A 23,736-nucleotide genomic window follows, 5' to 3' on the forward strand; every position below is an offset into this window, starting at 1 on the left:
CTAAGACCATGACTTCCCCTGCGCACATCCATTCTTTCAGGTCAAGCGGATGAACCAGCCAACCCTATTCGAGCTTGCTGGCTTCGGTCCGGATGGCTGGGGTCATGCTCTCCTGGCCGGCGCCTGGATGACCATTCTTGTCGCGATTTCCGGCTATGCAGTCGGCGCCTGCATCGGAACGCTCGGCGCGTGGGGCAAGATCGCCGGCAACCGGATTGCACGCGCCACGGCGGATGCCTATACGACGGTTCTTCGCGGCATCCCCGATCTGCTGGTCATCTATCTCTTTTACTTCGGCGGCAGCGCGGTCGTCACGGCCATCGTTAAGATGTTCGGAGCGGAGGGCTTCCTCGGTTTTCCGGGTTTCCTCGCCGGTTCCCTGGCCGTCGGCGTCACGTCCGGTGCGCAGTTCACGGAGGTGCTGCGCGGCGGGTTCAAGGCCGTGCATCCCGGTGAGATCGAGGCCGCCATCGCCTGCGGAATGCCGCGCTGGCTGCGCATGCGCCGGATTATCGCGCCGCTGACCTTGCGTCATGCGCTGCCGGGGCTCGGTAACGTCTGGCAGGTTGTTCTCAAGGAGTCGGCGCTGGTCTCGATCACTGGCGTCGCCGAATTGCTGCGTCAGGCGCAGGTCGGCGCGGGCTCGACGGGACTGCCGTTCGATTTCTACCTGATCGCAGGGGTGATCTATCTGATGATCTCGACCCTATCCAGCCTGATCATCCAGCAAGCAGAGCGCCATCTGTCGCGCGGTGTGAGGAAACGCTGATGGATTGGCAATTCCTTGAAGAGACTTTCGTGAGCCTTGTCGCGGCGATCCCGTTGACGATCGAACTCGCGGTGACGTCGATCTGCCTCGGCGCCATCCTCGCATTGCTTCTGGCGCTTGCTCGCCTATCGGGCGTCACCGTCCTCGACTGGTTTGCCCGGCTCTACGTTTTCGTCTTTCGCGGCACGCCGTTGCTCGTCCAGATCTTCCTGATCTACTACGGTCTCGGCCAGTTCCCCGTCATCCGTCACAGCATTTTCTGGCCATTTCTGCGCGATCCCTATTGGTGCGCCGTCCTGGCGCTGACACTAAATACCGCGGCCTACGCCAGTGAAATCATCCGCGGCGGTCTGCTCTCGGTGCCGCATGGGCAGGTGGAGGCTGCGCGCGCCTGCGGCATGCATCGCCTCATGATGTTCCGGCGCATCATCCTGCCGCTTGCCATCCGCCAGGCGCTGCCGGGCTACGGCAACGAGATGATCTCGATGGTGAAGGCGACATCGCTTGCCTCGATCATCACGCTGATGGAAGTCACGGGCGTCGCGGCGAAGATCATTTCGGAGACCTACCGCGCTATCGAGGTCTTCGTCGTTTCAGGTGCCATCTACCTGGTGATCAACTTCGTGCTGACACGCCTCATCCAGTTTGCCGAGTATCGGCTGAGCCCGCATCTGCGCCCGCCCGTGCCGGTGACGCACGATACCGCCGCCGGGGCGGCCCCCGTAGGAGATCCGCGATGACTGCCACGCCAATCGCACTCAGCGTGCGCGACATGCACAAGAGCTTTGGACCGATCGAGGTGCTCAAGGGTATCTCGCTCGATGCGCTGGAAGGCGACGTCGTCTCGATTCTCGGTTCTTCAGGCTCCGGAAAATCGACATTCCTGCGATGCATCAATTTGCTGGAGACGCCCGATTCCGGTGAGGTGACCGTGGCGGGCGAAACGATCCGCATGCAGCGCACAGCCCGCGGCGCCCATCGTCCAGCCGATGGAAGGCAGGTCGATCGCATCCGTTCCCAACTCGGCATGGTGTTCCAGAGCTTCAATCTCTGGTCCCACAAGACGGTGCTCGAGAACGTGATCGAGGCGCCCGTCCACGTCCAGGGCCGTTCGCGCGCCGAATGCATCGAGGAAGCGGAAGCGCTGCTCGCCAAGGTCGGCATCGCCGACAAGCGCAATTTCTACCCGGCTCATCTTTCGGGGGGCCAGCAACAGCGCGCGGCCATCGCGCGCGCCCTCGCCATGCATCCGAAGGTCATGCTGTTCGATGAACCGACATCGGCGCTCGACCCCGAGCTCGTGGGCGAGGTCCTGAGGGTCATGCGCGCGCTCGCCGAGGAGGGACGCACCATGCTCGTCGTTACGCATGAGATGGGCTTTGCGCGCGATGTCTCGAGCCGCGTCATCTTCCTGCACAAGGGCGTCGTCGAGGAAGACGGCAAGCCGCAGGATGTCTTTGCCGGTTCACGTTCCGAGCGCTTCCGCCAGTTCATCAGCCAATAATTTCAAGTTCAATCACAATGGGGAACTCGATCATGAAATACCTGACCGGACTTCTAACCGCGCTCATAATGGTCGCCACGTTCGCGACGGCGAGCGTCGTGCGCGCCGAGGACAAAAAGTGGACGCATGTCACCATCGCGACCGAAGGCGCTTTTCGTCCATGGAATTTCACCAAGGCGGACGGCAGCCTGGACGGATATGAGATCGAACTGATCAAATATCTCTGCGATCACATGAAAGTCGAATGCACGACCGTCATCCAGCCCTTCGACGGCATGATCCCGGCACTCAATGCGGGTAAATTCGACGCGATCATTTCCGGCATGTCGGCGACCGCCAAGCGGGAGGAGGTCATTGCCTTTAGCGATTCCTACGGCACCACCGGCCAGACGTTCGCAACCCTGAAGGATTCCCCGCTTGCCGATCTTCCCATGAAGGGCCAGGTGTTTTCCCTCGCGACGGATGAAGCCGGCGCGGTCAAGGCGCTGAAGGAACTCGAACCGATGCTCAAGGGCAAGACGATCGGCGTGCAGACTGCATCGATCGCGGCAACCTTCCTCGACAAATATCTGAAGGGCGTCGCCGATATTCGCGAATACAAGACCACCGAGCAGCATGACCTCGACCTGAAGGCCGGCCGCGTCGATCTCATCATGGCGTCGATGGCCTATCTGTCGACGGCCGCGGCAAAACCCGGCAATGAAGATATGACCGTGACCGGACCGCGCTTCCAAGGCGGCCTCCTCGGCCGGGGCAGTTCCGTCGGTCTGCGCAAGGACGACACCCAGCTGAAGGCGATGTTCAACGATGCGATCGCGGCGGCAAAAGCCGACGGTACGATCGCGAAGCTGTCTCAGAAATGGTTCGGCTTCGACGTGACCCCGAAGTAAATCCAGAGCGAGGCTAAACGGTCGCCCCCGCTGCATGCCTTTGATCGTGCCGGGCAACCGCAGCGAAATGCTCTTTCAAACCTGTCATCCCGATGACGCGCAGGTCATCGGGATGATCTGGATGGCCGGCTCAGGCGCGTCGGCGAGATTTGCCTGGGTGCCAAGGCGATTATTTGGCCGTCAGGCGGCGTTATTGCAGTCGGATCGAGCTAGGCGTTCTCGATCGTCCTTGCATTGACGGAATGGAATTCCAGAATTGCACGACTGCTGTGCAACCACACCGGACAGCTTGGTCTACCATCACCCTTCCGATCGGTTGAAATAAGTCCGGTGTCGGCAATCCATCTATCTTCGCCGATCAGTCCACGCTCAGAACGATTTTTCCTTGGACGTGCTCGCTTTCCAGGGTTCGTTGAGCGTCTGCGGCCATATCAAGCGGAAAAACCTTGTGAAGCAGGACTTTGACCTGCCCTTGTTCTATCAGATCGACGATTTCATGAAGCTGGCCCGCATTCGGCGTGGCCATATAGCCGGCAACCCGAATATTACCGGATGCGGTGTCCGGTCGTTCCGGCTCGCCTAGTGTCGACACCAGAACGCCTCCGTTCTTGATAACTTCGAACGAGCGCTTTTGTGTTTCACCCCCGACAAGGTCGAAGACAATATCGACGGGATCGAGCATATCCTCGAAACGTTCGGACTTGTAGTCGATGACCTGATCCGCTCCAAGGCGCCGCGCAAGATCGATGTCCAGCCCCGAAACAGTCGTTGCGACCCAAGCTCCCTTGGCCTTCGCGAACTGGATCGCGAAATGGCCCACGCCTCCACCCCCTCCATGGATCAGAACCCGCTGCTCGCTTCGAAGGCGGCCATGATCAAACAATCCCTGCCATGCGGTCATGGCGGCGAGCGGAATGGCCGCGGCTTCCTCGAAACTGATCGAGGATGGCATTTTCGTGAGCAACGCAGCCGGAACGGCGACATATTCCTCGTAGCCGCCCCGCTTCGTGTCGAGGAACGCGATTACGCGATCGCCGCTGGCAAAGCCGGTTGCTTTGCGACCAAGAGCCTCGACAGTGCCCGCGAGATCGCGTCCGGGAACGATCGGCAGGTCATCTTGCTTGACCGCGGGATAGCCACCCTTGCGGATCTTCCAATCGACAGGATTGACACTTGCCGCCGCGACCCTGACCAAAATCTCGTTTTCACCGGGGGAGGGCCGTTCGATCTGGTCAAGCCGCAAGACATCGGCATCGCCGAACTCATGCATTCTAATGGCCATCATCTTGGGCATGTTAAACCGCCTTTCCAGGAATTATGGCTGTCGCCGGCGTAAGACCGCCGCCGACATCACGACCGATTGATGAATTTATTGAAGCGACTTTCGCGACCGTCCTCCGTCTCTTCCTGATGGAGGAACGCCAACTTGTTATCGTCGAAGATCCGGAAGAATTCGTCCCAGCCGATTTCTTCGAAGTTTTGCTCGGGCTCACCAAAATCGATCCGCAAAAGGCCGCCATTGCCGCCGGCGCTTTTCACACGTGATGGACGGCCGTCTCTTGCTTCCACCCATTTACGGATTGTTTCATGGTCCGTGGTTGTTTTCGATGCGGACATGGCGTCGTTCCTTCGATAATTGCTGGTTCAGGTCTGCGAATGCGCTCCACCGGGTCTGGAGATTTCGGCGAGCGCGGGACCGGCGGACCCATCAGCCATGGAAACAGCGAGATCTCCGAGCGAGAGTATGCCGACCAGCCGCTTGTCTCGGTTGAGCACCGGCAGCCGCCGCACCTGGATGTTCCCCAGGTTTGTCATCACGTCGTCGACATCATCGTCTTCGAAGCAGTATTTAACTTCTGCCGACATCACGTCACTGATCCTGGTGTCGGGTCCCTTGCCGCGTGCGACAGCGCGGACTGTAATGTCGCGATCCGTGATCATGCCCACGAGCTTGTCGTTCTCGCCGACAGGAAGAACGCCGGCATCCAGATCGGCCATCATGACCGCGGCGTCGCGAATGGAATGATTAGGATTTGCGACGCGCACGTCGCGCGTCATTGCTGCGTTCACTTGCATGTCTCTGTCCTCCTTGAAAGAGAGACCCCAACTCGCGTGGGCATCCAGAGTTCCTTCATCGGAGCAAAAGCAGCTGAAAAATGCATCGCCGACTGCCAAAGCGGAACTTTCAGCCATGCCTCCTGAGCTTGCGCCATCTTCGGCGAGCCACCACCGCGCGCTCAACCTGCACGCGCTTCTCCGCAATAAATTATCCAGAGGGAACTTTCGATTTCCTGGTCGATTAGATCGCCGACGCTGTCCAAGCTTTTAGAAATCCGCATTCAACATCAAGGAGCAAGTCAATGGATGATGATGAAGCCAAGCGCCGCGAGCGAGCTTATAGGATCTGGGAGGAAGAAGGGCGGCCCGACGGACGCGATCTCGATCATTGGCAACGGGCCGAAGAGCAGCACCAAGAGACGGAACGCGAAGCCGAAACATCTCCGGTCTCTAAAGGCAAAGGGAAAAAAGCAGCCTACGGGCGTCCTATTCGTGAATAACGCTCCGTAAGTCTGCCGGCGTCTGTGTGAGGATTGTCGAGGAATTCGGTTGACCAGACGTCCGGAACAGGCCCGCAACGCCTGATCGACTTGCCGCCCACAAAAACGTCAAGGAGACATCCATCATGAGCTGGACTGGAATTTGGCGCAATCAATATGGCTCGACGGTCAAGATCACCGACGAGCAGGATGGTTTAATCAGAGGGACATTCAAGACCGCGCTGCAAGACAGTGTCTTTTTTGGCTCCGAGTTGCCGGTGGCTGGCGTTTGGTTCGATGATTGCATAAATTTCGCTTTTGGAATGGCGGGCGAAGGTTCGACCTCCATCTGCTCGTTCACCGGAATGTTGCGAGAGAAAAAGCTCCAGACGATCTGGCATGTTGTGACCAGCAGGAAGCCCGAGCAATCCGGTCGGGCGCGAGAGCTCGGTTGGGCTCATTCCGTGCAAACCAACGCCGATACGTTCGAACAGATATCCTAGCGAGCGCCGTGGAGTGTCGGTTCCAGCCGGACGTTGCGTATCAGCATCCCAAGAGCGAAGGGAGTTGATGCGCTATCCTCCCTCCAGTCCGACCCGCCCACGGCTTAGAGCCTGAGCTTAATTCAGCCGCAGCAAGAGGTCGTTGTATTTCGATTTTCTTCTATGAGCCATCGATTGCGCGACTTATCGCTCGCTGGCCGGGCGCCGGCTCGATCATGTATCCAATCGGCCTTTGTAGCCTGTGGCATCGGACTCCGGCCCACATTTGCGGTCTTTTACGAGTAAGGACCCTTTTCCCACGCCTGCAATACAATCCTCGCGGTTGGTTCTCCGTATCAGCGCTTGCCCTAAACGACGGGCTGGCGATAGAAGCTCACCGACGCGCTTTAAAGGCGGGATGAATTCGGAGCCATACGCCATCTCAGTGGCTTGCGAACCCTGCCAGAAACTGCTCGGACCGTTGTCCGGAATGGGCGCCCACGAGCTTCATCATTTTGCCGCCCATCAATGGAGTCCGACGGAAACAAAGCCGTTCCGCGTGTAATGCGCAATCAGCCTTCAGTTGGAGAGAGCGAGCAATAAAGTCCGATGTTCGCCAAGCCTCGGTCTTTTCCGACGCTGACAATCGTCTCAGAGACCCTCTTGCCGATTTCCGTATCCGGCTTCGTTGCGGCGAACCGCGAACATGTGCGGATAGATGCTCGCCGGTTTCCTTCTCTCTCCGACCGTGGCGCAATTAGGTGGTCCGTTCCGCCGCGCGGGGACGCCACTTGATCAGGCGAGCTTCGACGAAATCCAGGACGAGATCGATCAATAGGACGAACACCGCCAGGATGAAGATGCCCGCGAAGACGCCGACGGCATCGAAGTTACCTTCCGCCTGCGCGATGAGGTATCCCAGGCCAGCCGACGCACCCAGATATTCACCGATGATGGCGCCGACGACCGCGAACCCCACGGATGTTCGAAGCGAAGATAGAATCCAGCTCGCCGCGGCCGGGAAATAGACGTGACGCAGCAGCTCGGACTTCTTCGCGCCGAGGATGCGGGCATTCGACAGCACGACGGGGTTGACTTCACGCACGCCCTGCATCGCGTTGAAAAAGGTTACGAAGAATACGAGCGTGACGGCGAGCGCCACCTTGGACCAGAGCCCCAGACCGAGCCAAAGGACAAAGATCGGAGCAAGGACCACGCGCGGAATGGCGTTCAGGCCTTTGATGAATGGATCGAGGATCCGGGCAGCCGAGCGCGACAGGCCGAGCCATACGCCTGCGGCCACGCCGAGAGCCGTGCCGATAACGTAGCCGAGCACTGTTTCGGTCAAGGTAATGGTCACATGCTTGAAGAAGCTGGGATCGGCAACCCATGCGAACACCTGCTTTATGATATCGACGGGCGAGGGAAAGAAGAAGACATCGACCACGCCGAGGTTCACGCCGATCTCCCAACCGCCGACGATCACCAGCAGCAATGCCAGTTGGGTAAGTCTCTCAGTCATGGCGTTCATAGCTTTTCTCCACTTCACCGCGCAGGGAAGCCCAAATATTGCGATAGAGGTCAGTAAAACGGGGATCGAGCTTGATCTCCGCGACATCGCGAGGACGCTCCAGATCGACAGGGAAACTGTCGATGACGCGCGACCGGGGACCTGACGCCAGAACCACGACACGATCCCCCAGGGCAATCGCTTCCTCGAGATCATGCGTAATCAGAACCACAGCCCGCCGCTCTTCCTGCCACAGGCGAAGCAGTTCATTTTGCATGAGATGCCGGGTATGAATGTCCAAGGCGGAGAATGGCTCGTCCATGAGGATGACTTTCGGCCCCGTTATCAGCGCCTGCGCCATTTGCACACGCTTACGCTGGCCGCCGGAAAGCTGATGCGGATAGCGGTCCTCAAAGCCTTTAAGACCGACCTTGGCCAGCCATTTGAGGGCCCGCTCCCGGCGCTCGCCAGCGCCGACACCTTGGAACAAGGGGCCTAGTTCCACGTTCTCGATCGCGGTTTTCCAAGGGAATAGCGCGTCCTGCTGAAATAGATAGCCGATGTTATTCTGGACGCCCGAGACCACGCCGCCATCAATCGAGACCGAGCCCTTTGCCGGCTTGAGAAGGCCGGCGATCGCATTCAGGATCGTGCTCTTGCCACAGCCTGTCGGCCCCACGATGGCGACGAATTCACCATCGGCCACCGTCAGATTTACATCCTGGACCGCGACGAAGGAGCCAAAGGACATGGTGACATTTTCGATTGCCACCATTGCCTTGGACGACGCCGCTGCATGAGGTGTCTGTGTTGCCGGCTTTAAGGCTGTCACGGACATCTTAACCTCCCTTAGTTCGATGCCGTCGCCGGCACCTTAGCTACAAATTCGTTGGTATAGGTCTTGGACAGGTCGATCTTGGCACCTTTGACTTTGTCGTTGAACGATGTCAGAACATCGAGAGGCGTCTTGATATCCTTTTCGTCGAGCAGCCCGTCCGTGGAAAAGATCTGCCGCGCGTTTTCAACTGCCTTGATATACGTCTCCTTGTCGCCCGAAATGAATTCCGGCGGAAGCTTTTCGACAATCTCCGCGGCGCTATGCGTCTTCATCCATTGAAGCGCCTTTACCGTTGCATTGGTGACCTTCTGAATGGTCTCCGGATTCTTGGAGATGTAGTCCTGCGTGGCGTAAAGGACCGATGTCGGATAGATGCCGCCATAGATTTCCTTGGCGCCATCGTCATTGCGGGCGTCGATCAGGATCTTTCCGACGCCCTTCTCGACAACGAACGTCGCCGCGGGATCATAATTGACGAGCAGGTCGATCTTGCCCTGCTGAAGAGCCGCCACTGCCGCGGCGCCCGATCCGACGCCGATGATCGAAACGTCGTTCGCCGAGAGCTTATGCCGCTGAAGATAGTAGCGAATAAAGAAATCCGAGGACGATCCCGGAGCGGTGATTCCGATCTTGGCGCCCCTGATCGTTTGCGGATTTTTCGGATCGAATTTCGCGTCCTTGCCGCCAGCTAGAACGAGCCCGGAATTGCGCCCAAGCTCCACGAAGGCGACAACGTGCTTGTTCTGCGACTGCATCTGAATCGTATGGTCGTAAAAGCCGACAGCGACATCCGTCGAGCCGGCAACCAGGGCCTGCAAGGTCTTCGATCCGCCTGACGCGAAGTTTTCAACGGTAACCTCCAGCCCTTCTTTCTCATAAAGACCCAAGCCCTGCGCGACCGGGAAAGGCAGGTTGTTGAGGTTGTAGGAACCGACGCTTATGCGAACAGGTTCCGCCAAAGCCGTTCCGGACAGCGCTACCGCTGCCGCGAGTGCGAGAATAAGCTTTTTCATTTGATCTCCTCCATTTTGGCACCCTCCCGGCACCATAGGTTGATTGATTATGCTGCACAAACCAGCGTTTTGGCAGGCTTTGCAAAGACATGGCCCTCGAACAGCCTGCGCGCCGTGCGAAGAATCCCGGCGACGAGCTTCCCATCCCGCAACTGCAACTTCACGTCCAGATGGCCGCTGGGATGTTCGATGGAAAGCACGATAGGCGGTGTTTGAACGCCGATAAGGCGGGATGCGACGGTGTTTTCGCTTACACAGGCCGTTGCGATCCCGACAGCGCCTGTCGTCGCCAGTGACGGATGGCATTCGTTCGGCATGAAGTAGCGAACGTTCAATGCGCCGCCTTGTCGGGCGGGAGAGATGAGGACCGGTTTCGGAGTGACTTGACCGCGAACGTCACCCATTCCCATTTTCTCGCCGGCGAGGATGCGAAGGTCTTCCAGCCGTTCGATCAACGAATGATTGCTGTTCAGTTCGGCAGCGCTCTCGTATCCGGTCACGCCAAGCGAGGCTGCCTCGATCAGGAGCATCGGCATCGCGCAATCGATACAGGTCACATCGATGCCGGCGATCGTCTCTGTCGATTTGCCGCTTGGAAAAAGCTCACCCGTTCGCGCACCCGCCGCATCCTTGAACGTGAGCGCGATCGGAGCGGCCTGACCGGGTACGCCGTCAATTCTCGCGTCGCCGAGATAGGCGACCGCACCATTCGGCGTCGGAACCTCGGCTTCGATCATCTTGCCGGTGTTGACGTTGAAGATCTTGACGAGGGTGGTGTTTCCCGCGACCGGCACAAGCCCCGCCTCTATCGCGAACGGCCCAACAGCCGCCAACATGTTCCCGCAATTGGGTGAGGTATCGACGATCTGCCTGTCGACACGAACCTGCGCGAACAGATAGTCCACATCAGCACCGGGCACCGTTCCCGGTCCGCAGATGGCAACTTTGCTGGTGACCGGATTTCCTCCTCCGATACCATCGATCTGAAGCGGATGCCCCGAGCCCATCACGGACAAAAGCACCTGATCCCGCTCGGCCGGGTCCTGTGGCAGGTCCGACGCCAGAAAGAACGGGCCTTTCGAGGTGCCACCCCGCATCAGGACACACGGTATGGAGAGTAAATCATTCATGCGTTTTTCTCGCCATATGATGTGATTATCGTATTAATTCGGCTTGTTATTGCTATTATGGAATTAATGATTGATATGTGAAATGTTAAAATCGAGGACATTGATACGAAATGAACATCAATTGTGAGATCCTTGACCTTAGAGCCTTCCTCGCCGTGGTCGAGCTGCAGGGCTTTCATCGCGCGGCCGATCAGCTGAACATGTCGCAACCGGCGCTCAGCCGCCGCATTCAAAAGCTGGAGCAGGCGATCGGCGCGCCGCTGCTGGAAAGGACGACGCGCCATGTCGCGGCCACCGCTCTTGGAACCGAACTCGTGCCTCTGGTGCAGCGTATGCTCGAAGAATTCGACGGTTCGCTGTTTTCGATGCGGGAACTGGGAGCCAAGCGCGGAGGCCTGGTAACGATTGCATGCCTGCCGACGGCAGCATTTTATTTCCTGCCTTCCGTCATCCGCCAGTTCAACCATGAATATCCGAATATCCGGCTTCGGATCCTCGATCTGACTGCGACCGAAGCACTTCAGGCTGTGGCGCGCGGCGAAGTCGAATTCGGAATCAATATCATGGGAAGCTCGGACAGCGATCTGGTCTTCGAGAGGCTAGCGGAAGACCCGTTTGTCCTGGCGGCCAAGCGGGACCATCCGCTAGCGGAAAAGAAAGAGGTCCGATGGCAGGATCTCGAGCCTTATCCCCTCATTACGGTTCATCGCTCAAGCGCGAACAGGACTTTGCTCGATGCCGCTCTGGCCAGATCCAACATCAAGCTCAACTGGTTTTACGAAGTGACCCATCTTTCCACATCGCTCGGCCTAGTGGAGGCGGGGCTCGGGATTTCCGTGCTGCCGAAAATGGCGACCCCCCAGGGAGAACATCCCTTCCTGATCACGCGTCCCATCAGAAACCCCGAGATCTCGCGCACCATCGGCATTGTGCGCCGCCGCGGAGGCACCTTGTCCCCCGCTGCAGAGCATTTCATGCGCATGCTGATCGGGGCGTGGCGACAGATTTAGGGCACTTCTCTATTCCGCGTGTTAAGGTCAAGCGCTGGTAGCGGCTCGGTGCAGTTCGAACGTGTCCGGGTCGAGGCACACAAAACTCTTGCAACTTATTTCCGTACGCCTTGACGCCAAAACAAAGTTACTTAATCTAAACCTGGGCTATGCGATCCGCAGGGAGGGAGAGGGGCGCGGGGCCGGCGATCAACTCGCGCTGATTTATTTTCTCCCCCGTCGTCAGTTGCCGATTTCCCGATAGGATCCGCCAATGTCCCTCACTATTGCCCAACGCCTTGATCGCCTGAAAGTCCGCACTACGGAGCTTGCGCATTGGCGCGACAGGAAAAGTCTCGCGATCGACGGCTGGACCTTCGATGGGGAGCCGATTGCGCATCATCAGGACTGGCCGCATCGTGAAGGGACGGTTCGCTTTGCCGCCAAGGCAACGGGGCCGCGGGACTGGCCGCTTGAACAAACCCGCCTGCAGCTCGATCTTGGCGGCGAGAGCCTGCTGACGCTGCGTTACCCTGATGGCGAAGCGGAGACCTTCGGTCTGGACCCCTATCACCAGGAGTTTCCGATCAAGGGGGGCGACTTCCAGATCACAACCGAGAGCGTCGCGCGTTTTCCCTTCGGCGAGCCCAATAGGGCGCCGAAGCTGAACAAGGCGCGATTGATCTGGCTGGATGAGGCCGTCCACCGGTTGCATCTTCTTCTGCAGCAGATCGGCGAGGCTGCCGATATTCTCGATGGCCATGAAGCCGTGCCGCATCTGATCGATGCCGCCGAACGGGCGCTGCGCAGTCTCGACTGGCCATCGGAGACATCAGCCTATATCTCGCGCACCGGAGGGGCGGCAATGCAGCAGAAGATCTGGGAGCTGCCGGAACTTCAGGGCGATCCGGCCGGTCTCAGCGACGCGCAGAGCGCTTCCGCCGCCGCTGCTTATGATCGCCTGCTGGCCCAGCTGAAAGAGCTTCAGGCGCGTTTCCCGCAAAATGGCGAGCTGCTGCTGACGGGCCATGCCCATATCGATCTGGCCTGGCTTTGGCCCTATGGCGAGACGCGTCGCAAGATGCGCCGCACCTTCAATACAGCGCTTTCGCTGATGGAACGCTCCGACGATTTCCGCTTCAATCAATCGACCGCCCAATATTATGCGCAGATGGAAGAGGACGATCCGGAACTGCTCGAGCGCATTAAGAAGAAAGTTACCGAGGGAAAATGGGAAACCGTCGGCGGCATGTGGGTCGAGCCGGATACCAACATGCCGACCGGCGAGAGCCTCGTGCGCCAGGTTCTCTATGGTCAGCGCTATTTCGAAAAGCATTTCGGCCTGCGTCATAGCGTCTGCTGGCTGCCGGATTGTTTCGGCTTTTCAGGTGCCTTGCCGCAAATCCTGCGGCTTGGGGGCATCGATAGCTTCTTCACGATCAAGGTGAACTGGAGCGAAACCAATCACATTCCGTCCGATCTCTTCTGGTGGAAGGGGCTCGATGGCAGCAAGGTGTTGACCCATACATTCGACAATCCCATGCAAGGCTACAACGGCTTCGTGCAACCGGATTGCTTCGTGCCGACCTGGAAGAATTTCCGCGGCAAGACGCAGCACGACACCTCGTTGCTGGCCGTCGGCTACGGCGATGGCGGTGGAGGCGTCACGCCGGAGATGGTCGAGCGTGAGGTACAGCTGCGCGACTTCCCGGCGATCCCGAAGGCGCGCTGGGGGACGGTAAAGAGTTTTTACGAAAGGGCGCACCTCACCGCTAAGGACAAGGAACTTCCGGTCTGGGATGGCGAAATCTACCTCGAACTCCATCGCGCAACGCTGACGACGCAAAGCGGCGTCAAGCGCAAGCATCGCCAGGCCGAACGCGCCCTGATCACGGCGGAGACGCTGGCCTCGCTCGCCCATATGCTGGGCGCCGCCAAACCTCAAAGTCTTGAGGCCGATTGGCGCGTCGTTCTGAAAAACGAGTTTCACGATATCCTTCCCGGATCGAGTATTCGCGAGGTCTACGTGGATGCCGAGCGGGAACTTGACGACGTAATCGGCAAGGCCAAGGCGGAGCAGGCAAGTGCCCTGGAGACGCTGTCGGCCCATCTTCCTCTTGGCGGGGTCGCCGATGCGCTTGTCGTCGTTAACCCGTCTTTGTCGGCGCGCCCACTCACCGCATTGCTGTCTGATGGAACGGTTCTGGCCTCCGCTGATCCCATCGCGCCTCTTTCCGTCGCGGTCTTCGATCGCGAGGCGATAAGGCCGGCCGGGGTTCTGAAAGCCGATAGCAATCACCTCGAAAACGAGCATTTGTCTATCGTCATCGGTCAGGACGGAGCCGTCTCGAGTCTTGTTCACAAGGCAACGGGGCGGGAGGCGATCGAAGGGGCCGCCAACCAGCTCTGGGTCTATCCCGCCGACAAGCCACGTAACTGGGACGCCTGGGACGTGGACGCAGATTATGCCGAGAAAGGCATCCGGCTCGAACAGCCGGAGAGCATTGCCTTGGTCGAGGAGGGGCCGCATCGTGCAGCGATCCAAGTTGTCTATCGATATCGCAACTCGACCGTGACCCAGTTGTATGTTCTGACGGCCAATGCCCGGAGACTGGATATCGAGACGACCATCGATTGGCATGATCGGCGAACGCTGCTCAGAACCCTGAATCCGGTCGCCGTGCGGTCGCGCACAGCGACTTTCGAATGCGCCTTCGGGGTCGTGGAGCGGCAGACGCATACCAACACCTCGTGGGAGCAGGCGATGTTCGAGGCGGCGGCACACCGCTTCGTCGATCTGAGCGAGCCCGGTTTCGGCGTTGCCTTGCTCAATAATGCCAAATACGGTCATAGCGCCCGCGGCAATGTCATCGGCATGAGCCTCGTGCGCTCGCCGATCTATCCCGACCCACTCGCCGACGAAGGCCAGCAGCGCTTCACCTATGCGCTGATGCCGCATGAGGGCGCCTGGTATGAAGGCGGAGTTCTATCGGAGGCGATCGATCTCAACCAGCCGTTGGTCAGCATGGAGGCAAGCGGTCTTGCGGCAGGCACCCTGTCGCCAATTGACATCGAAGGCACGCCGGTTGCCTTCTCAGGCCTGAAGCCGGCCGAGGAAGGCGAGGGCCTTATCCTGCGGCTTTACGAACCGGCCGGTCGGCGCGGCCGTCTCTCTCTGACGCTGCCGTCGGGATGGCAGGCTTCGGGGTCGCTGAACATTTTGGAGGAGCCGATCGAACGCACCGGTCCAGCCGATATCATGCCGTTCGAAATCCGGACATGGAAGTTGCAGCGGACCTGACGATAGATTAATTCGGCGCCTACCTGCTCCAAAGAGCCGCCCTGTCAGCGGCTCTCCAGGATCCGCATGAGCCGGCCGCGATAGCTGTCGAGAATGACTGCGAGCACGATGACGGCGCCGATGACGATCGGCTTGATGTTGTCGTCGGCGCCCAAGAGCTGCAACCCCGTCGACAGCACCTGCAGAATACAGGCGCCAACCAGTGTCCCGATGATCGAGCCCTTGCCGCCGGATAGGCTGGTGCCTCCGATAATCACGGCCGCGATGGCGTTCAATTCATAGCCAATGCCGGCGACCGGACTGCCGACATTGAGGCGTAGTAGATAGACCATGGCGGCAATGCCGGCGGTCAGTCCGGAGATGGTGAAGACCGCTATCTTGTATTTTTTCGGTTCATGGCCCGAGAGGCGGACCGCCTCCTCATTGGTGCCGATCGCGAAGACGAAACGTCCGAATACGGTGTAGCGCAGCACGAACCAGCCGATGAGGACGACGACGATCGCGATCAGGAAGATCGAGGGAAGAACACCCCAGAAAATCAGATTGCCGAAATCGACGAAGGGCTGCGGCAGGCCGGTGATGGTGGAGTTGTCGCTGACGACACGCGCAAGGCCGCTCGCGACGTTGAGCATGCCGAGCGTGACGATGAAGGATGGAAGTTTCCACTTCTCGCATATCCATCCATTGATGGCGCCCAGGATCGCGCCGGCCCCCATCGAGGCGAGCGATGCAAGAGCGATCGCCTGCCACGGAGAAAACCGCGGATCGATCATGATCGTCGCGCCGATGACCGTGCAAAGTGCCAGCAGCGATCCGACGGAAAGATCGATGCCGCCCGTGAGGATGACGAAGGTCATGCCGGCGGCAAGCACGGTGTTGATAGCGATCTGCACGAAGATCTTCAGGAAGTTCTCCGGCGTCGCGAAATAAGGCGCCGTCAGTGAGAAGAAGATCAAGATCAGGACTAGGGCGATAGCGACGCCGGCCTCTTTCATCGAGATCCGGATGAGCTTGTCCCAGACGCTGGCCTCTTTCGCCTCGGTCGTCTTTTCAATGTTGCCGGACACGACTGTACTCCTTGTAAGCGAGCGAGAGGATCCTGCTCTCGTCAAATTGCTCTCGGGGTATTTCCCCGGCTATCTTGCCGTCCGAGAAGACGATGATGCGATGGCAAATGCTCATCAGTTCCGGCAGGTCCGAAGATACGACGAGGACGCCTTTCCCCTCGGCGGCAAATTTCCACAGGAGCTCGTAGATCTCCGCCTTGGCGCCGACATCGATGCCTCGGGTCGGCTCGTCGAAGATCAACACCTTGGGGCCGCGAAACAGCCATTTGGCGATGACGACTTTCTGCTGGTTGCCACCCGAAAATGTCCTGACGGCCTGATGGATGGATGGTGTCTTTATCCGCAATTCACGCACGAGGCGCTGCGCGGAATCATCCTCCGCCTTGCGCAAAATCAATCCGTTGCGGGAGATCTTACCGAGATTGGTGATGGTGCTGTTTTGCGCGCAGCTCATATCGAGCATGAGACCTTGAATCTTGCGGTCTTCGGTCGCGAGACATAGTCCTGCGGTTACGGCGTCCCTGGGCGAGGCAATCTCGACCGGCTCGCCGTCTATGCGGATTTCGCCGGCCGCCTTGATATCGGCGCCGAATATGGCCCGGACCGCCTCGGTGCGGCCGCTGCCGACAAGCCCGGCAATGCCGACGATCTCTCCCTTGGCGACGGAAAATGACAGCTCCGGGCTATGGTTCGTCACTTTGAGGCCGGAGACGCCGAGCGCCTCGCCGGAGATGGCGCTGTCGCCGCGAAAGGCGTCATGCTGCGCGAGTTCGCGCCCGACCATGAGTTCGACGATTTTTGGAATTCCAAGCCCTTCGAGCGGCCGCGTCATCACATGCTGCCCATCGCGCAGGATGGTCACGTCATCGCCCACCTCGAAGATCTCTTCGAGGCGGTGCGATATGTAAAGCGTGGTGACACCCCGCGCCTTCAGTCGCTTCAGAATCTCAAAGAGGCGGTCGACTTCTTTCGAGGTTAGGGTCGCCGTCGGCTCATCGAGGACGAGAAGCTTGCTTTCATTGGACAGCGCCTTGGCGATTTCGAGAAGCTGAAGCTGGGCGACGCTCAAGCTGCTGGCAAGCGTCGTCGGCGCCACGTTGAGGCCGACTTCCGCCAGCAGTTCCGTCGCCCTGGCATTCATTTGCTTATAATTTACCAGGCCGTATCGGCGCGGTAGATGCTCAAAGAGCAGGTTTTCGGCAACGGTAAGATTGGAAAGTGGGTGCAGCTCCTGGTGAATGACCCGGATGCCCGCCTGGAACGCTTCCAGCGGAGACGACGGATGATAGGCTTTGCCGTCAAACAAGATGCGGCCATCATCCGGCTTGAAGACGCCGCCAAGCAGATTGATCAGGGTCGATTTGCCGGCGCCGTTTTCGCCAAGAAGAATGTGGCCCTTGCCGCGACCGATCTCTATCGAGACATCCTTCAGGGCCACGACGCCCGGGAAGCGCTTGCCTATTCCTTCCAACTTCAGGATGGCGTCATCTACAGTCTCTGGCACGTCCACCTCATCAGCGTTTCCGTTTTGAATCGGAGATGGCGATCTTCCTCGCGCCGCCTTCCGCTGGGCCTAACGCCTCGCGGTAAAAGGCCGACCAGAAGATCGATCGGAAAGCGGATGCGCCGGCAAATGCCAGCACATCCTTACCCGCAAGGCTGGTTTATCGACTATTTGAGATCCTTGGCGGTGACGAGTGTCACATCCGTCTTGACCCAGCCGGTGAATTTTTCGCCGGCATATTCGCGAAGGCCATACTTGATGCCCATGGCCGCCATTTCCGCGCCGTACTGCTCGACGGTGGCCAGCATCTTGCCATCCTTGAGCAACGGTTTGACGGACGGAATATTGTCGAAGCCGACGACCTTGATCTTGCCCGCCTGGCCTGACGCGTCGAGAGCCTTGACCACGCCAAGCGCCATGGAGTCGTTGGCGGCCATGACGCCCTGAATATCCTTGTACTTGGTGAGGAAATTCGTCATCACGGTGTTGGCTTCTTCCGTCTCCCAATGCGCGGTCTTGCTGTCGAGAAGCTCGAGCTTGCCGTTCTTGATGGAGTCCATGAAGCCTGCCTTGCGCTCCTTGGCATTGTCGGCCTCGGGATTGCCTTCGAGGATCACCACCTTCGCGCCGGGACCAAGATCCTTGGCGAGCGCATCGCCTGCAAGCTTGGCGCCGGCCGTGTTATCCGGCCCGAAGAAGGCGAGATCGATACCGGCCGCCTTCTTGGCATCGGCATCGAGCGGCACGTCGATGTTGATGACCTTCACGCCAGCTTTCACCGCCTTTGCGAGCGGCGTGGCCATGGCCTTGGAATCGGCCGGCGCGACGACGATGATGTCGTATTTCTGCGTCACGAAGTTCTCGACCGCATCGACCTGGGCCGCGAAGTCCCGTTCGTCCTTCATGCCGACGGCCTTGAAGTCGAACTTATCCTTGTTTTCGGCCGCATATTTGTCGGCGCCGGCCTTCATCTGTTTGAAGAACTCATTGGATAGAGACTTCATGATCAGCCCGACTTTCGGCTTGCTGGCGGCAAAGGCGGGCGACACGCCGCAGGACAGCGCGAGCGCCAGGGTGCCGGCAAGCCCCAGTTTCAGCGCCGTACGCCGCTTGGTGTTGATCAAGACGGATTCGCGTTTTTTAGAATTGGTCATTTCTTTCCTCCCGAACGGTCCTGAGCTCAGCTCCACCTGAGTTGTCTGCGACAATGAACCGTTTCCACGTATATTGGGTATCATGCCGCCAGGAATTGTCAAGGCACCGATTTTGCGGTGAAAAACAGGTGAATTTGGAGCTTTACCGGTCTCGGAAGATGGGTATGATGAACCGTTTCCATCGAGCCGGCGTTGCTTTTGCGGTGGGGGATCGGCTTGACATGAAGCCCTTTGACTAAGGCGGCAGAGACCATTAGCTGAGAGGCTGCTCAGGCGCCTCCATGGTCCGGAAGGTGAAATGAAGGGATATTGGTTCCGTTATGCCGAAGGTTGGAATTCGAGACGTTGCCAAGCTGGCGGGGGTTTCCACCGGGACCGTCTCAAGGGTTTTGAATGACCATCCTTCCGTGACGGATGAATTGAGGGCACGGGTCAGAAGCATCATCGAAGAGCTCGGATATACGCCCGATCCTTCTGCCAGAAGCATGCGCGGCAAGGTCAGCCGTCTCATCGGCATCATCATTCCCGATCTCACCAATCCCTTCTTCTCGGAACTCGTCCAGTCCGCGGAGCAAGCGGCGGCGAAGCATGGCTATAACATCATCGTCATGACCTCTTTCGATCACGCGGCCAAGGAAGCGGATCGCATCGGTCAGCTGACAAGTCGGAAGGTGGACGGCATCATCCTTGTTCCGAGCAATGATTTCCATGCGCTCAAGCCGCCGAGGGGCCTGCCAATCGTCATCGTCGACCGCCTCCTGCCGGGATATTCCGGCATTGCCGCCGATCATCGCAGCGGCGTGCGCCTCGGCGTCGAGCATCTTGTGAAGCTTGGCCATCGCCGCATCGGCTTCATTTCGGGTCCCAAAGACTCCGTCCCAGCCAATGATCGCCTCCGGGGCTATCTCGATGCGATGAAGTTGGCCGGCGATGGCGAGCAGAACGCGGCGCCGCTGATCGCGGAAGCGGCTTTCGATTATGAAAGCGGGCGGTCCGCTGGAAACTATCTTCTCGCGCGCGCCCGCCACGAGCGCCCAACTGCCATCTTTGCAAGTTCCGACCAACAGGCGATCGGTTGCATGCGTGCAGCCCATGATTTGGGGATCCCAATCCCGGCTGCCCTTTCCATCGTCGGCTTTGATGGTATTCCGCTCGCGAGCATGACAATACCACGCCTGACCACAGTGAAGCAGCCGATTCAGGAAATAGCGGCAGCGGCGGTCGCCGTTTTGTTGGGCAAGCAGGATGCCCCGGCGCTCGGCAAACCACTCCTGCTGGCCTGTGAGATTACTCAGGGGGAAACAACGTCCTCACCACAACCGGATTAAAAGATGATGCCGTGGTTGTGGATGACACTACACCTAAATATTGATGAACTACATGCATGTCTTTATCCGCTATTGTCCGTGAGACATGTGTTCAGCAGCGTCCGAACTGCGTCGAAATTGTCTTGCCACTGCATTGTTTGTACCCGTCAAATACCCAGTGTATTAAGCCAGTCGCTGAAGCTGGATGTCTTCGTCACGCGTGGTAGATGCTCTACCTTGCATTCCCCGCTATGCCTGCGGACTTCGCTTGGGCTGTAGCCGAATTCATGTGTGAAGGCCCTGCTGAAGTTGGCTGCCGATTCGAAGCCTAGATTACTTGCGATATCTGCAATTTTCTGACCATTGTTCAGGTCGGCTAGTGCTGCGCGTGCGGCCAGGAGGCGCCTTCTGCGCACGTAGTTTAACACGCCACCCGATGCCTGGAACAATTCGTACAGTCTGGTTCGGGAGATTGCCAATTCACGGCTCAACGCTTCCGGCGTGAGCTCCGCTGATCCGAGATTGCTCTGAATAAAGCGACGCGCTTTCGTCATCAGTCCGATCTCGGAGCTGCGATCGCCGATCGCATGGCCATCCACCAGCGGCGTGACGCTATGAAATATCATCTCTTGCAGCTGGTTGCGTACACTGTGCAGATCATCCCTCGTCAAACGGTTGAGGTTCGCTTCGAGAAAAGCGATGTAGTCGGCCAGCAGCTTGACGCGCGCGCCCCCCAGGACGATGTTGTTGCTTGCTCCAGGCAGTCCGCCATGATCGGCGAACAAATCGCAAGGTAGAATGAGGGTAACGGATTGCGCGCTTATGGTGCGGCCATAAAACGGGCAGCCAAGTGCCCGGATTTCCATCATCCCGGGCTCGTTTTCGACCACATGTCCATTGACGCTGGTCCATGTCTTGCCCGTGCGCAGGAATGTGATTTGCCAATGATCTATGGCGCTGAAGCGTAGTTTCTCCGGAGAGCGTTCATAGCTGAAGGCTGGCGTTTGCTGCTGGATGAGAAGCGCCCCTTCAAGATTCCAGACGGTTTGAGATGCCACGAAACCTTCTCCGGCCTGGCCGCTTTCGGGAAGATACGCGTCTATCAGCGGCGCCATATGCTTCTGCCAAGCCGGGAATTGCTGACTGGGAGCCTCATGGGACGTGGAGAATGGCAGTGACACGAGCTCTGGCACATCCGTGGTCTTGCCGCAAATTGGAGCTTCGGAAATGCGGGGCCACCGGCGCCTTTCGACAAAAGCTGGTTGTCCGGCTGTAGTCTCGGTCTTGTTCCACATCATCGTGGCGGCCTTTCGACAAAACGTGCCAAATCGGCTGGCAGTCGCGGCGGTATCCTTACCGCGGGCGGATGGAGGGGACTGGCCCCTATAGGTGATCGACGCCCAAAATGGGTCGCGCGCGGAAAGTACAGGCCTTGTCCGGTTACGATCTTTCCCAATTGTCGCAAAACAGCCTGAATTTCAGTCCATCCGGGCGCCCGCCGGTTGGCGGACGGACATAAGGAAAGTGATCGTTTCATGTCTTGAGCAAAGAATTCTGCCTCGCGGTGCGCCTTGGCCGGCAAACCAAAGAAGTCTGTGGATGTCTGAGCCGAGGCTCTGTGCATCCGCCGAATGTCGCGCCAAGTTATTATCATCGCAGGCAGCATTGTCGCAGGTCCCCGCCCCGAAGGCTGTAAGGGGAAATTAAGCAGATTTCATTAATATTTTCAAGATATTTATAGAAGTTGCTTAAATATTTTCCGCTGAAATACACGAAGGAAACTTGTCAAGGAGAGTAAACTTATGAGTTTTTGGAAGAACTCTTGCAATCTATCCGCAGGTAATCGAAAGGTCGGCGTCTCTTTATCGATAATACTTGCGATTGCATCTTCGGTGGTCATGCATGAAACTGCAAATGCTGCCGAGAATGTGCACGTGAAGAATAAGACTGTGCAGTTGTACATGAAGAAGTATCAAAAGGACAATGTCGTCTTCTATAGCGGAAGTTCACTTACCAGGACGACTTCGGTTTCCGCCGAGAATTACTTCAAAGGTTCTCCTTATATCTGCACACCAAGTGGATTTGGAAGAACGTCGCATTGCTACAATCGCAGCGCATTTTGAGTTGAGCCGGCTGATGCCACGCACTGCGCGCGGCAAAGAATAGGGGCATTTCCCGGATGGCGGTTCGACGGAACAGGTGAGACGCATGCCGCCCGCTATCCAAAAGAAAGCCCCTATGTGAGTATTCGACTTCAACCGGGCAGATGTCTGCGAACATAGTCGCCCGGCCGCAGTTTCAGAACTTCGTCATCATGTTTGATCGGATTATGACGGAACACATACCATTCTCCGCCTGATGCTCGTTTCTGATAGATGATCCCGGCCTTCTTGCGATGCAGGAAGCAGGACACGTTGGGTGCGGCACTTTTCTTGCTGTACCAGACAGCGCTCATGCAGAGCCTACCGCGATCGGTCGCATACCAGATGCCCCTTGCGTAGGATTTTTGAGCGCCCGTATGCGACCAGGCTGTAAATCGACGGTGATGACGCGAGAAGAAGCCGGCCCCGTCCTTCCATATCCAGGAACGTCCCGAGTAGAGCTTTTTCAGTTCCTTGGCGCTCATTGGCATGGCTTGATGGGCCGCACGCGCTGTCATTCGATCGATTTGATGCTGTGTCGCCGCGTTCGCGGTGCCGGCCAGCAGCATCGCGAACATGGCGTTCAGGATGATGAAACGGAACCAAGACATGGGTTTCTCCTCAATCTTTCATCATCGCGGTCAATTCAAGAGAGGCGGCGTGGCGACGCGCCAATCCGGCCTGCCCAGACCATCCGGCCAGGGATAGACTTCACGGTCGTTGAAGTAGACCACCGCTTTCAGGTCAGGGAATTCGGAATGCGGCTTGTTGGCTTCCTCGGCCCACGCGTGAACATAGGCCTCGTTGCCCTGGTAGCCCAGTTCCGCGATCACGATCGGCTTCTTGAAGCGTTTCACACGGTCGTAGCCGGGTTTGGTCGCTTCCACGAAGGTCGAATCTCGCCCGAGCTTGCGCTGATCGAACGGCTGGTAACCGAAGACCGACAGCCCGACGACGTCGACGAATGAATCGCCGGGATAATAGGCTTCAAGCCCATCCTTGCCCATCGGCGACCACATATACTTCGCCGAGGGAAGGCTCTTGCGGCAGACGGTGACGGCGTGCCTGTAGGCCTTCACATACTCCTCCGCATTCCAGTAGGCCCAGGTGAACTGCCCGTTCTTCTCATCCATTTCCTGCGCCCAGCGAATGGTGACGGGTGCATTGAGCTTCGCGGCCGCCGAGCAGATCGCCGTCATGTTGGAATCATAGTGGCCCGCCAGAATTCCATTGAGTAGATCGGTAGGCGTGACGCGCCAGTCGCGGGCCCATGACCAGGGCTCGATGGTGATCAGCAGCGAACGCCCACGCTTGCGGGCATAATCGTCTGCCGTACTCAGCGTCGACAGATCGACGTCTTCCCAAGGCAGGAAAAGATGCTCGATCTTCGGATTGGGGTCACTGGAAAAGTCCCCGTTGGGATCATAGGCACCCCCCGGCAGCGATTGGGGTGTGATGATCGGCCTCTTGTCGTTGAAGAGAGGCCGAGTCTCGGCCTTCGCGTCCAGGCCGTTGCTGGCAGCGTATACGCCCCCGCAGAGGGCGCCAGCCGCAAGCAAGGCCGTCGTCAGCTTTGATAGAGTTTTCATAGCTTTGCCTC

Annotated in this window: 22 protein-coding genes; 9 read left to right on the plus strand and 13 right to left on the minus strand. The window is 58.3% G+C overall.

What is annotated here, in order from left to right; all coding sequences use genetic code 11:
• Positions 1 to 49 precede the first annotated feature (49 nt).
• From FBZ99_RS18970 to FBZ99_RS18985, 4 genes are read left to right on the plus strand one after another with little or no spacing between them, the layout of a single operon-like run.
• Positions 50 to 769, plus strand: coding sequence for an ABC transporter permease (locus FBZ99_RS18970; RefSeq protein WP_145634297.1), 720 nt, complete (start codon positions 50 to 52; stop codon positions 767 to 769).
• Positions 769 to 1,509: an ABC transporter permease gene (locus FBZ99_RS18975; RefSeq protein WP_113420714.1), complete on the plus strand. Its 741-nt coding sequence runs from the start codon at positions 769 to 771 to the stop codon at positions 1,507 to 1,509. The genes FBZ99_RS18970 and FBZ99_RS18975 overlap by 1 nt, the downstream gene beginning before the upstream one ends.
• Complete coding sequence (locus tag FBZ99_RS18980; RefSeq protein WP_113353350.1) at positions 1,506 to 2,273, plus strand: ABC transporter ATP-binding protein; 768 nt, start codon at positions 1,506 to 1,508, stop codon at positions 2,271 to 2,273. The genes FBZ99_RS18975 and FBZ99_RS18980 overlap by 4 nt, the downstream gene beginning before the upstream one ends.
• A 32-nt stretch (positions 2,274 to 2,305) precedes the next feature.
• A complete protein-coding gene (locus tag FBZ99_RS18985; RefSeq protein ID WP_113353349.1) occupies positions 2,306 to 3,163 on the plus strand; it encodes a transporter substrate-binding domain-containing protein in 858 nt (285 codons plus the stop codon).
• A gap of 358 nt (positions 3,164 to 3,521) precedes the next feature.
• Here FBZ99_RS18985 and FBZ99_RS18990 read toward each other — a convergent pair whose 3' ends face one another.
• The 3 genes from FBZ99_RS18990 to FBZ99_RS19000 are packed head-to-tail and all read right to left on the minus strand — an operon-like array spanning position 3,522 to position 5,239.
• A complete protein-coding gene (locus FBZ99_RS18990; protein WP_246661135.1) occupies positions 3,522 to 4,457 on the minus strand; it encodes an NADP-dependent oxidoreductase in 936 nt (311 codons plus the stop codon).
• A 56-nt stretch (positions 4,458 to 4,513) separates the two neighbouring features.
• Positions 4,514 to 4,780 (minus strand): hypothetical protein, encoded by a 267-nt coding sequence (locus FBZ99_RS18995; RefSeq protein WP_113353348.1) that lies wholly within the window; start codon positions 4,778 to 4,780, stop codon positions 4,514 to 4,516.
• A gap of 27 nt (positions 4,781 to 4,807) precedes the next feature.
• Positions 4,808 to 5,239, minus strand: coding sequence for a CBS domain-containing protein (locus FBZ99_RS19000; protein WP_113353581.1), 432 nt, complete (start codon positions 5,237 to 5,239; stop codon positions 4,808 to 4,810).
• Positions 5,240 to 5,523: 284 nt separating this feature from the next.
• On the opposite strand from FBZ99_RS19000, the gene FBZ99_RS19005 reads away from it, so the two are divergent.
• The gene (locus FBZ99_RS19005) at positions 5,524 to 5,721 is read left to right on the plus strand and encodes a DUF2934 domain-containing protein (RefSeq protein ID WP_113353347.1); all 198 of its coding nucleotides are present in this window, start codon (positions 5,524 to 5,526) and stop codon (positions 5,719 to 5,721) included.
• A 125-nt stretch (positions 5,722 to 5,846) separates the two neighbouring features.
• Entirely contained in the window at positions 5,847 to 6,203 is a 357-nt protein-coding gene (locus tag FBZ99_RS19010; protein WP_113420715.1) for an avidin/streptavidin family protein, read from the plus strand.
• A 736-nt stretch (positions 6,204 to 6,939) separates the two neighbouring features.
• Here the strand turns inward: FBZ99_RS19010 and FBZ99_RS19015 are convergent.
• From FBZ99_RS19015 to FBZ99_RS19030, 4 genes are all read right to left on the minus strand, one after another.
• A complete protein-coding gene (locus FBZ99_RS19015; protein ID WP_113331803.1) occupies positions 6,940 to 7,713 on the minus strand; it encodes an ABC transporter permease in 774 nt (257 codons plus the stop codon).
• Complete coding sequence (locus FBZ99_RS19020; protein WP_173002534.1) at positions 7,697 to 8,467, minus strand: ABC transporter ATP-binding protein; 771 nt, start codon at positions 8,465 to 8,467, stop codon at positions 7,697 to 7,699. Before FBZ99_RS19020 ends, FBZ99_RS19015 begins: the two co-directional genes overlap by 17 nt.
• Positions 8,468 to 8,541: 74 nt before the next feature.
• Complete coding sequence (locus FBZ99_RS19025) at positions 8,542 to 9,543, minus strand: ABC transporter substrate-binding protein (protein WP_145634301.1); 1,002 nt, start codon at positions 9,541 to 9,543, stop codon at positions 8,542 to 8,544.
• Between the two features lie 47 nt (positions 9,544 to 9,590).
• Positions 9,591 to 10,673 (minus strand): 4-oxalomesaconate tautomerase, encoded by a 1,083-nt coding sequence (locus tag FBZ99_RS19030; protein ID WP_145634304.1) that lies wholly within the window; start codon positions 10,671 to 10,673, stop codon positions 9,591 to 9,593.
• Between the two features lie 110 nt (positions 10,674 to 10,783).
• Here FBZ99_RS19030 and FBZ99_RS19035 point away from each other — a divergent pair, with 110 nt between their 5' ends.
• Together FBZ99_RS19035 and FBZ99_RS19040 are read left to right on the plus strand one after the other, a co-directional pair.
• Positions 10,784 to 11,683 (plus strand): LysR family transcriptional regulator, encoded by a 900-nt coding sequence (locus tag FBZ99_RS19035; RefSeq protein WP_113331799.1) that lies wholly within the window; start codon positions 10,784 to 10,786, stop codon positions 11,681 to 11,683.
• A gap of 253 nt (positions 11,684 to 11,936) precedes the next feature.
• Positions 11,937 to 14,963 carry an alpha-mannosidase gene (locus FBZ99_RS19040; protein ID WP_145634307.1) on the plus strand — a complete coding sequence of 1,009 codons (3,027 nt, stop codon included), beginning with the start codon at positions 11,937 to 11,939 and terminating at the stop codon, positions 14,961 to 14,963.
• A gap of 44 nt (positions 14,964 to 15,007) precedes the next feature.
• On the opposite strand, the gene FBZ99_RS19045 is transcribed toward FBZ99_RS19040, so the two are convergent.
• The 3 genes from FBZ99_RS19045 to FBZ99_RS19055 all read right to left on the minus strand — a co-directional run bounded on the left by FBZ99_RS19045 (position 15,008) and on the right by FBZ99_RS19055 (position 18,688).
• The gene (locus FBZ99_RS19045) at positions 15,008 to 16,030 is read right to left on the minus strand and encodes an ABC transporter permease (RefSeq protein ID WP_112338060.1); all 1,023 of its coding nucleotides are present in this window, start codon (positions 16,028 to 16,030) and stop codon (positions 15,008 to 15,010) included.
• Positions 16,014 to 17,540 (minus strand): sugar ABC transporter ATP-binding protein, encoded by a 1,527-nt coding sequence (locus FBZ99_RS19050; RefSeq protein WP_371864841.1) that lies wholly within the window; start codon positions 17,538 to 17,540, stop codon positions 16,014 to 16,016. Before FBZ99_RS19050 ends, FBZ99_RS19045 begins: the two co-directional genes overlap by 17 nt.
• A 161-nt stretch (positions 17,541 to 17,701) precedes the next feature.
• Entirely contained in the window at positions 17,702 to 18,688 is a 987-nt protein-coding gene (locus FBZ99_RS19055) for a sugar ABC transporter substrate-binding protein (RefSeq protein ID WP_113353341.1), read from the minus strand.
• A gap of 320 nt (positions 18,689 to 19,008) precedes the next feature.
• Between FBZ99_RS19055 and FBZ99_RS19060 the strand changes: the two genes are divergently transcribed.
• On the plus strand, positions 19,009 to 20,016 hold the full coding sequence (locus tag FBZ99_RS19060) for a LacI family DNA-binding transcriptional regulator (protein ID WP_113353340.1): 1,008 nt from the start codon (positions 19,009 to 19,011) through the stop codon (positions 20,014 to 20,016).
• A 146-nt stretch (positions 20,017 to 20,162) separates the two neighbouring features.
• Here FBZ99_RS19060 and FBZ99_RS19065 read toward each other — a convergent pair whose 3' ends face one another.
• The 3 genes from FBZ99_RS19065 to FBZ99_RS19080 all read right to left on the minus strand — a co-directional run bounded on the left by FBZ99_RS19065 (position 20,163) and on the right by FBZ99_RS19080 (position 23,725).
• Positions 20,163 to 21,293 (minus strand): helix-turn-helix domain-containing protein, encoded by a 1,131-nt coding sequence (locus FBZ99_RS19065; RefSeq protein ID WP_113353339.1) that lies wholly within the window; start codon positions 21,291 to 21,293, stop codon positions 20,163 to 20,165.
• Positions 21,294 to 22,249: 956 nt separating this feature from the next.
• Positions 22,250 to 22,747, minus strand: coding sequence for a DUF995 domain-containing protein (locus tag FBZ99_RS19075; protein WP_145634309.1), 498 nt, complete (start codon positions 22,745 to 22,747; stop codon positions 22,250 to 22,252).
• A gap of 30 nt (positions 22,748 to 22,777) precedes the next feature.
• A complete protein-coding gene (locus FBZ99_RS19080) occupies positions 22,778 to 23,725 on the minus strand; it encodes a glycoside hydrolase family 26 protein (RefSeq protein ID WP_113353336.1) in 948 nt (315 codons plus the stop codon).
• Positions 23,726 to 23,736: the final 11 nt, after the last annotated feature.

It is taken from the genome of Rhizobium sp. ERR 1071 (genome assembly GCF_007828675.1).
Lineage (GTDB): Bacteria > Pseudomonadota > Alphaproteobacteria > Rhizobiales > Rhizobiaceae > Rhizobium > Rhizobium dioscoreae.

What these genes read in the sequence shown, in the direction of transcription:
- FBZ99_RS19015 (WP_113331803.1), bottom strand. Translation starts at nt 7,713, where the DNA reads ATGAACGCCATGACTGAGAGACTTACCCAACTGGCATTGCTGCTGGTG.
- FBZ99_RS19055 (WP_113353341.1), bottom strand. Translation starts at nt 18,688, where the DNA reads ATGACCAATTCTAAAAAACGCGAATCCGTCTTGATCAACACCAAGCGG.
- FBZ99_RS18995 (WP_113353348.1), bottom strand. Translation starts at nt 4,780, where the DNA reads ATGTCCGCATCGAAAACAACCACGGACCATGAAACAATCCGTAAATGG.
- FBZ99_RS18990 (WP_246661135.1), bottom strand. Translation starts at nt 4,457, where the DNA reads ATGCCCAAGATGATGGCCATTAGAATGCATGAGTTCGGCGATGCCGAT.
- FBZ99_RS18975 (WP_113420714.1), top strand. Translation starts at nt 769, where the DNA reads ATGGATTGGCAATTCCTTGAAGAGACTTTCGTGAGCCTTGTCGCGGCG.
- FBZ99_RS18970 (WP_145634297.1), top strand. Translation starts at nt 50, where the DNA reads ATGAACCAGCCAACCCTATTCGAGCTTGCTGGCTTCGGTCCGGATGGC.
- FBZ99_RS19035 (WP_113331799.1), top strand. Translation starts at nt 10,784, where the DNA reads ATGAACATCAATTGTGAGATCCTTGACCTTAGAGCCTTCCTCGCCGTG.
- FBZ99_RS19060 (WP_113353340.1), top strand. Translation starts at nt 19,009, where the DNA reads ATGCCGAAGGTTGGAATTCGAGACGTTGCCAAGCTGGCGGGGGTTTCC.
- FBZ99_RS19020 (WP_173002534.1), bottom strand. Translation starts at nt 8,467, where the DNA reads ATGGTGGCAATCGAAAATGTCACCATGTCCTTTGGCTCCTTCGTCGCG.
- FBZ99_RS19025 (WP_145634301.1), bottom strand. Translation starts at nt 9,543, where the DNA reads ATGAAAAAGCTTATTCTCGCACTCGCGGCAGCGGTAGCGCTGTCCGGA.
- FBZ99_RS19030 (WP_145634304.1), bottom strand. Translation starts at nt 10,673, where the DNA reads ATGAATGATTTACTCTCCATACCGTGTGTCCTGATGCGGGGTGGCACC.
- FBZ99_RS19010 (WP_113420715.1), top strand. Translation starts at nt 5,847, where the DNA reads ATGAGCTGGACTGGAATTTGGCGCAATCAATATGGCTCGACGGTCAAG.
- FBZ99_RS19080 (WP_113353336.1), bottom strand. Translation starts at nt 23,725, where the DNA reads ATGAAAACTCTATCAAAGCTGACGACGGCCTTGCTTGCGGCTGGCGCC.
- FBZ99_RS19040 (WP_145634307.1), top strand. Translation starts at nt 11,937, where the DNA reads ATGTCCCTCACTATTGCCCAACGCCTTGATCGCCTGAAAGTCCGCACT.
- FBZ99_RS19065 (WP_113353339.1), bottom strand. Translation starts at nt 21,293, where the DNA reads ATGATGTGGAACAAGACCGAGACTACAGCCGGACAACCAGCTTTTGTC.
- FBZ99_RS18980 (WP_113353350.1), top strand. Translation starts at nt 1,506, where the DNA reads ATGACTGCCACGCCAATCGCACTCAGCGTGCGCGACATGCACAAGAGC.
- FBZ99_RS19005 (WP_113353347.1), top strand. Translation starts at nt 5,524, where the DNA reads ATGGATGATGATGAAGCCAAGCGCCGCGAGCGAGCTTATAGGATCTGG.
- FBZ99_RS19075 (WP_145634309.1), bottom strand. Translation starts at nt 22,747, where the DNA reads ATGTCTTGGTTCCGTTTCATCATCCTGAACGCCATGTTCGCGATGCTG.
- FBZ99_RS19000 (WP_113353581.1), bottom strand. Translation starts at nt 5,239, where the DNA reads ATGCAAGTGAACGCAGCAATGACGCGCGACGTGCGCGTCGCAAATCCT.
- FBZ99_RS18985 (WP_113353349.1), top strand. Translation starts at nt 2,306, where the DNA reads ATGAAATACCTGACCGGACTTCTAACCGCGCTCATAATGGTCGCCACG.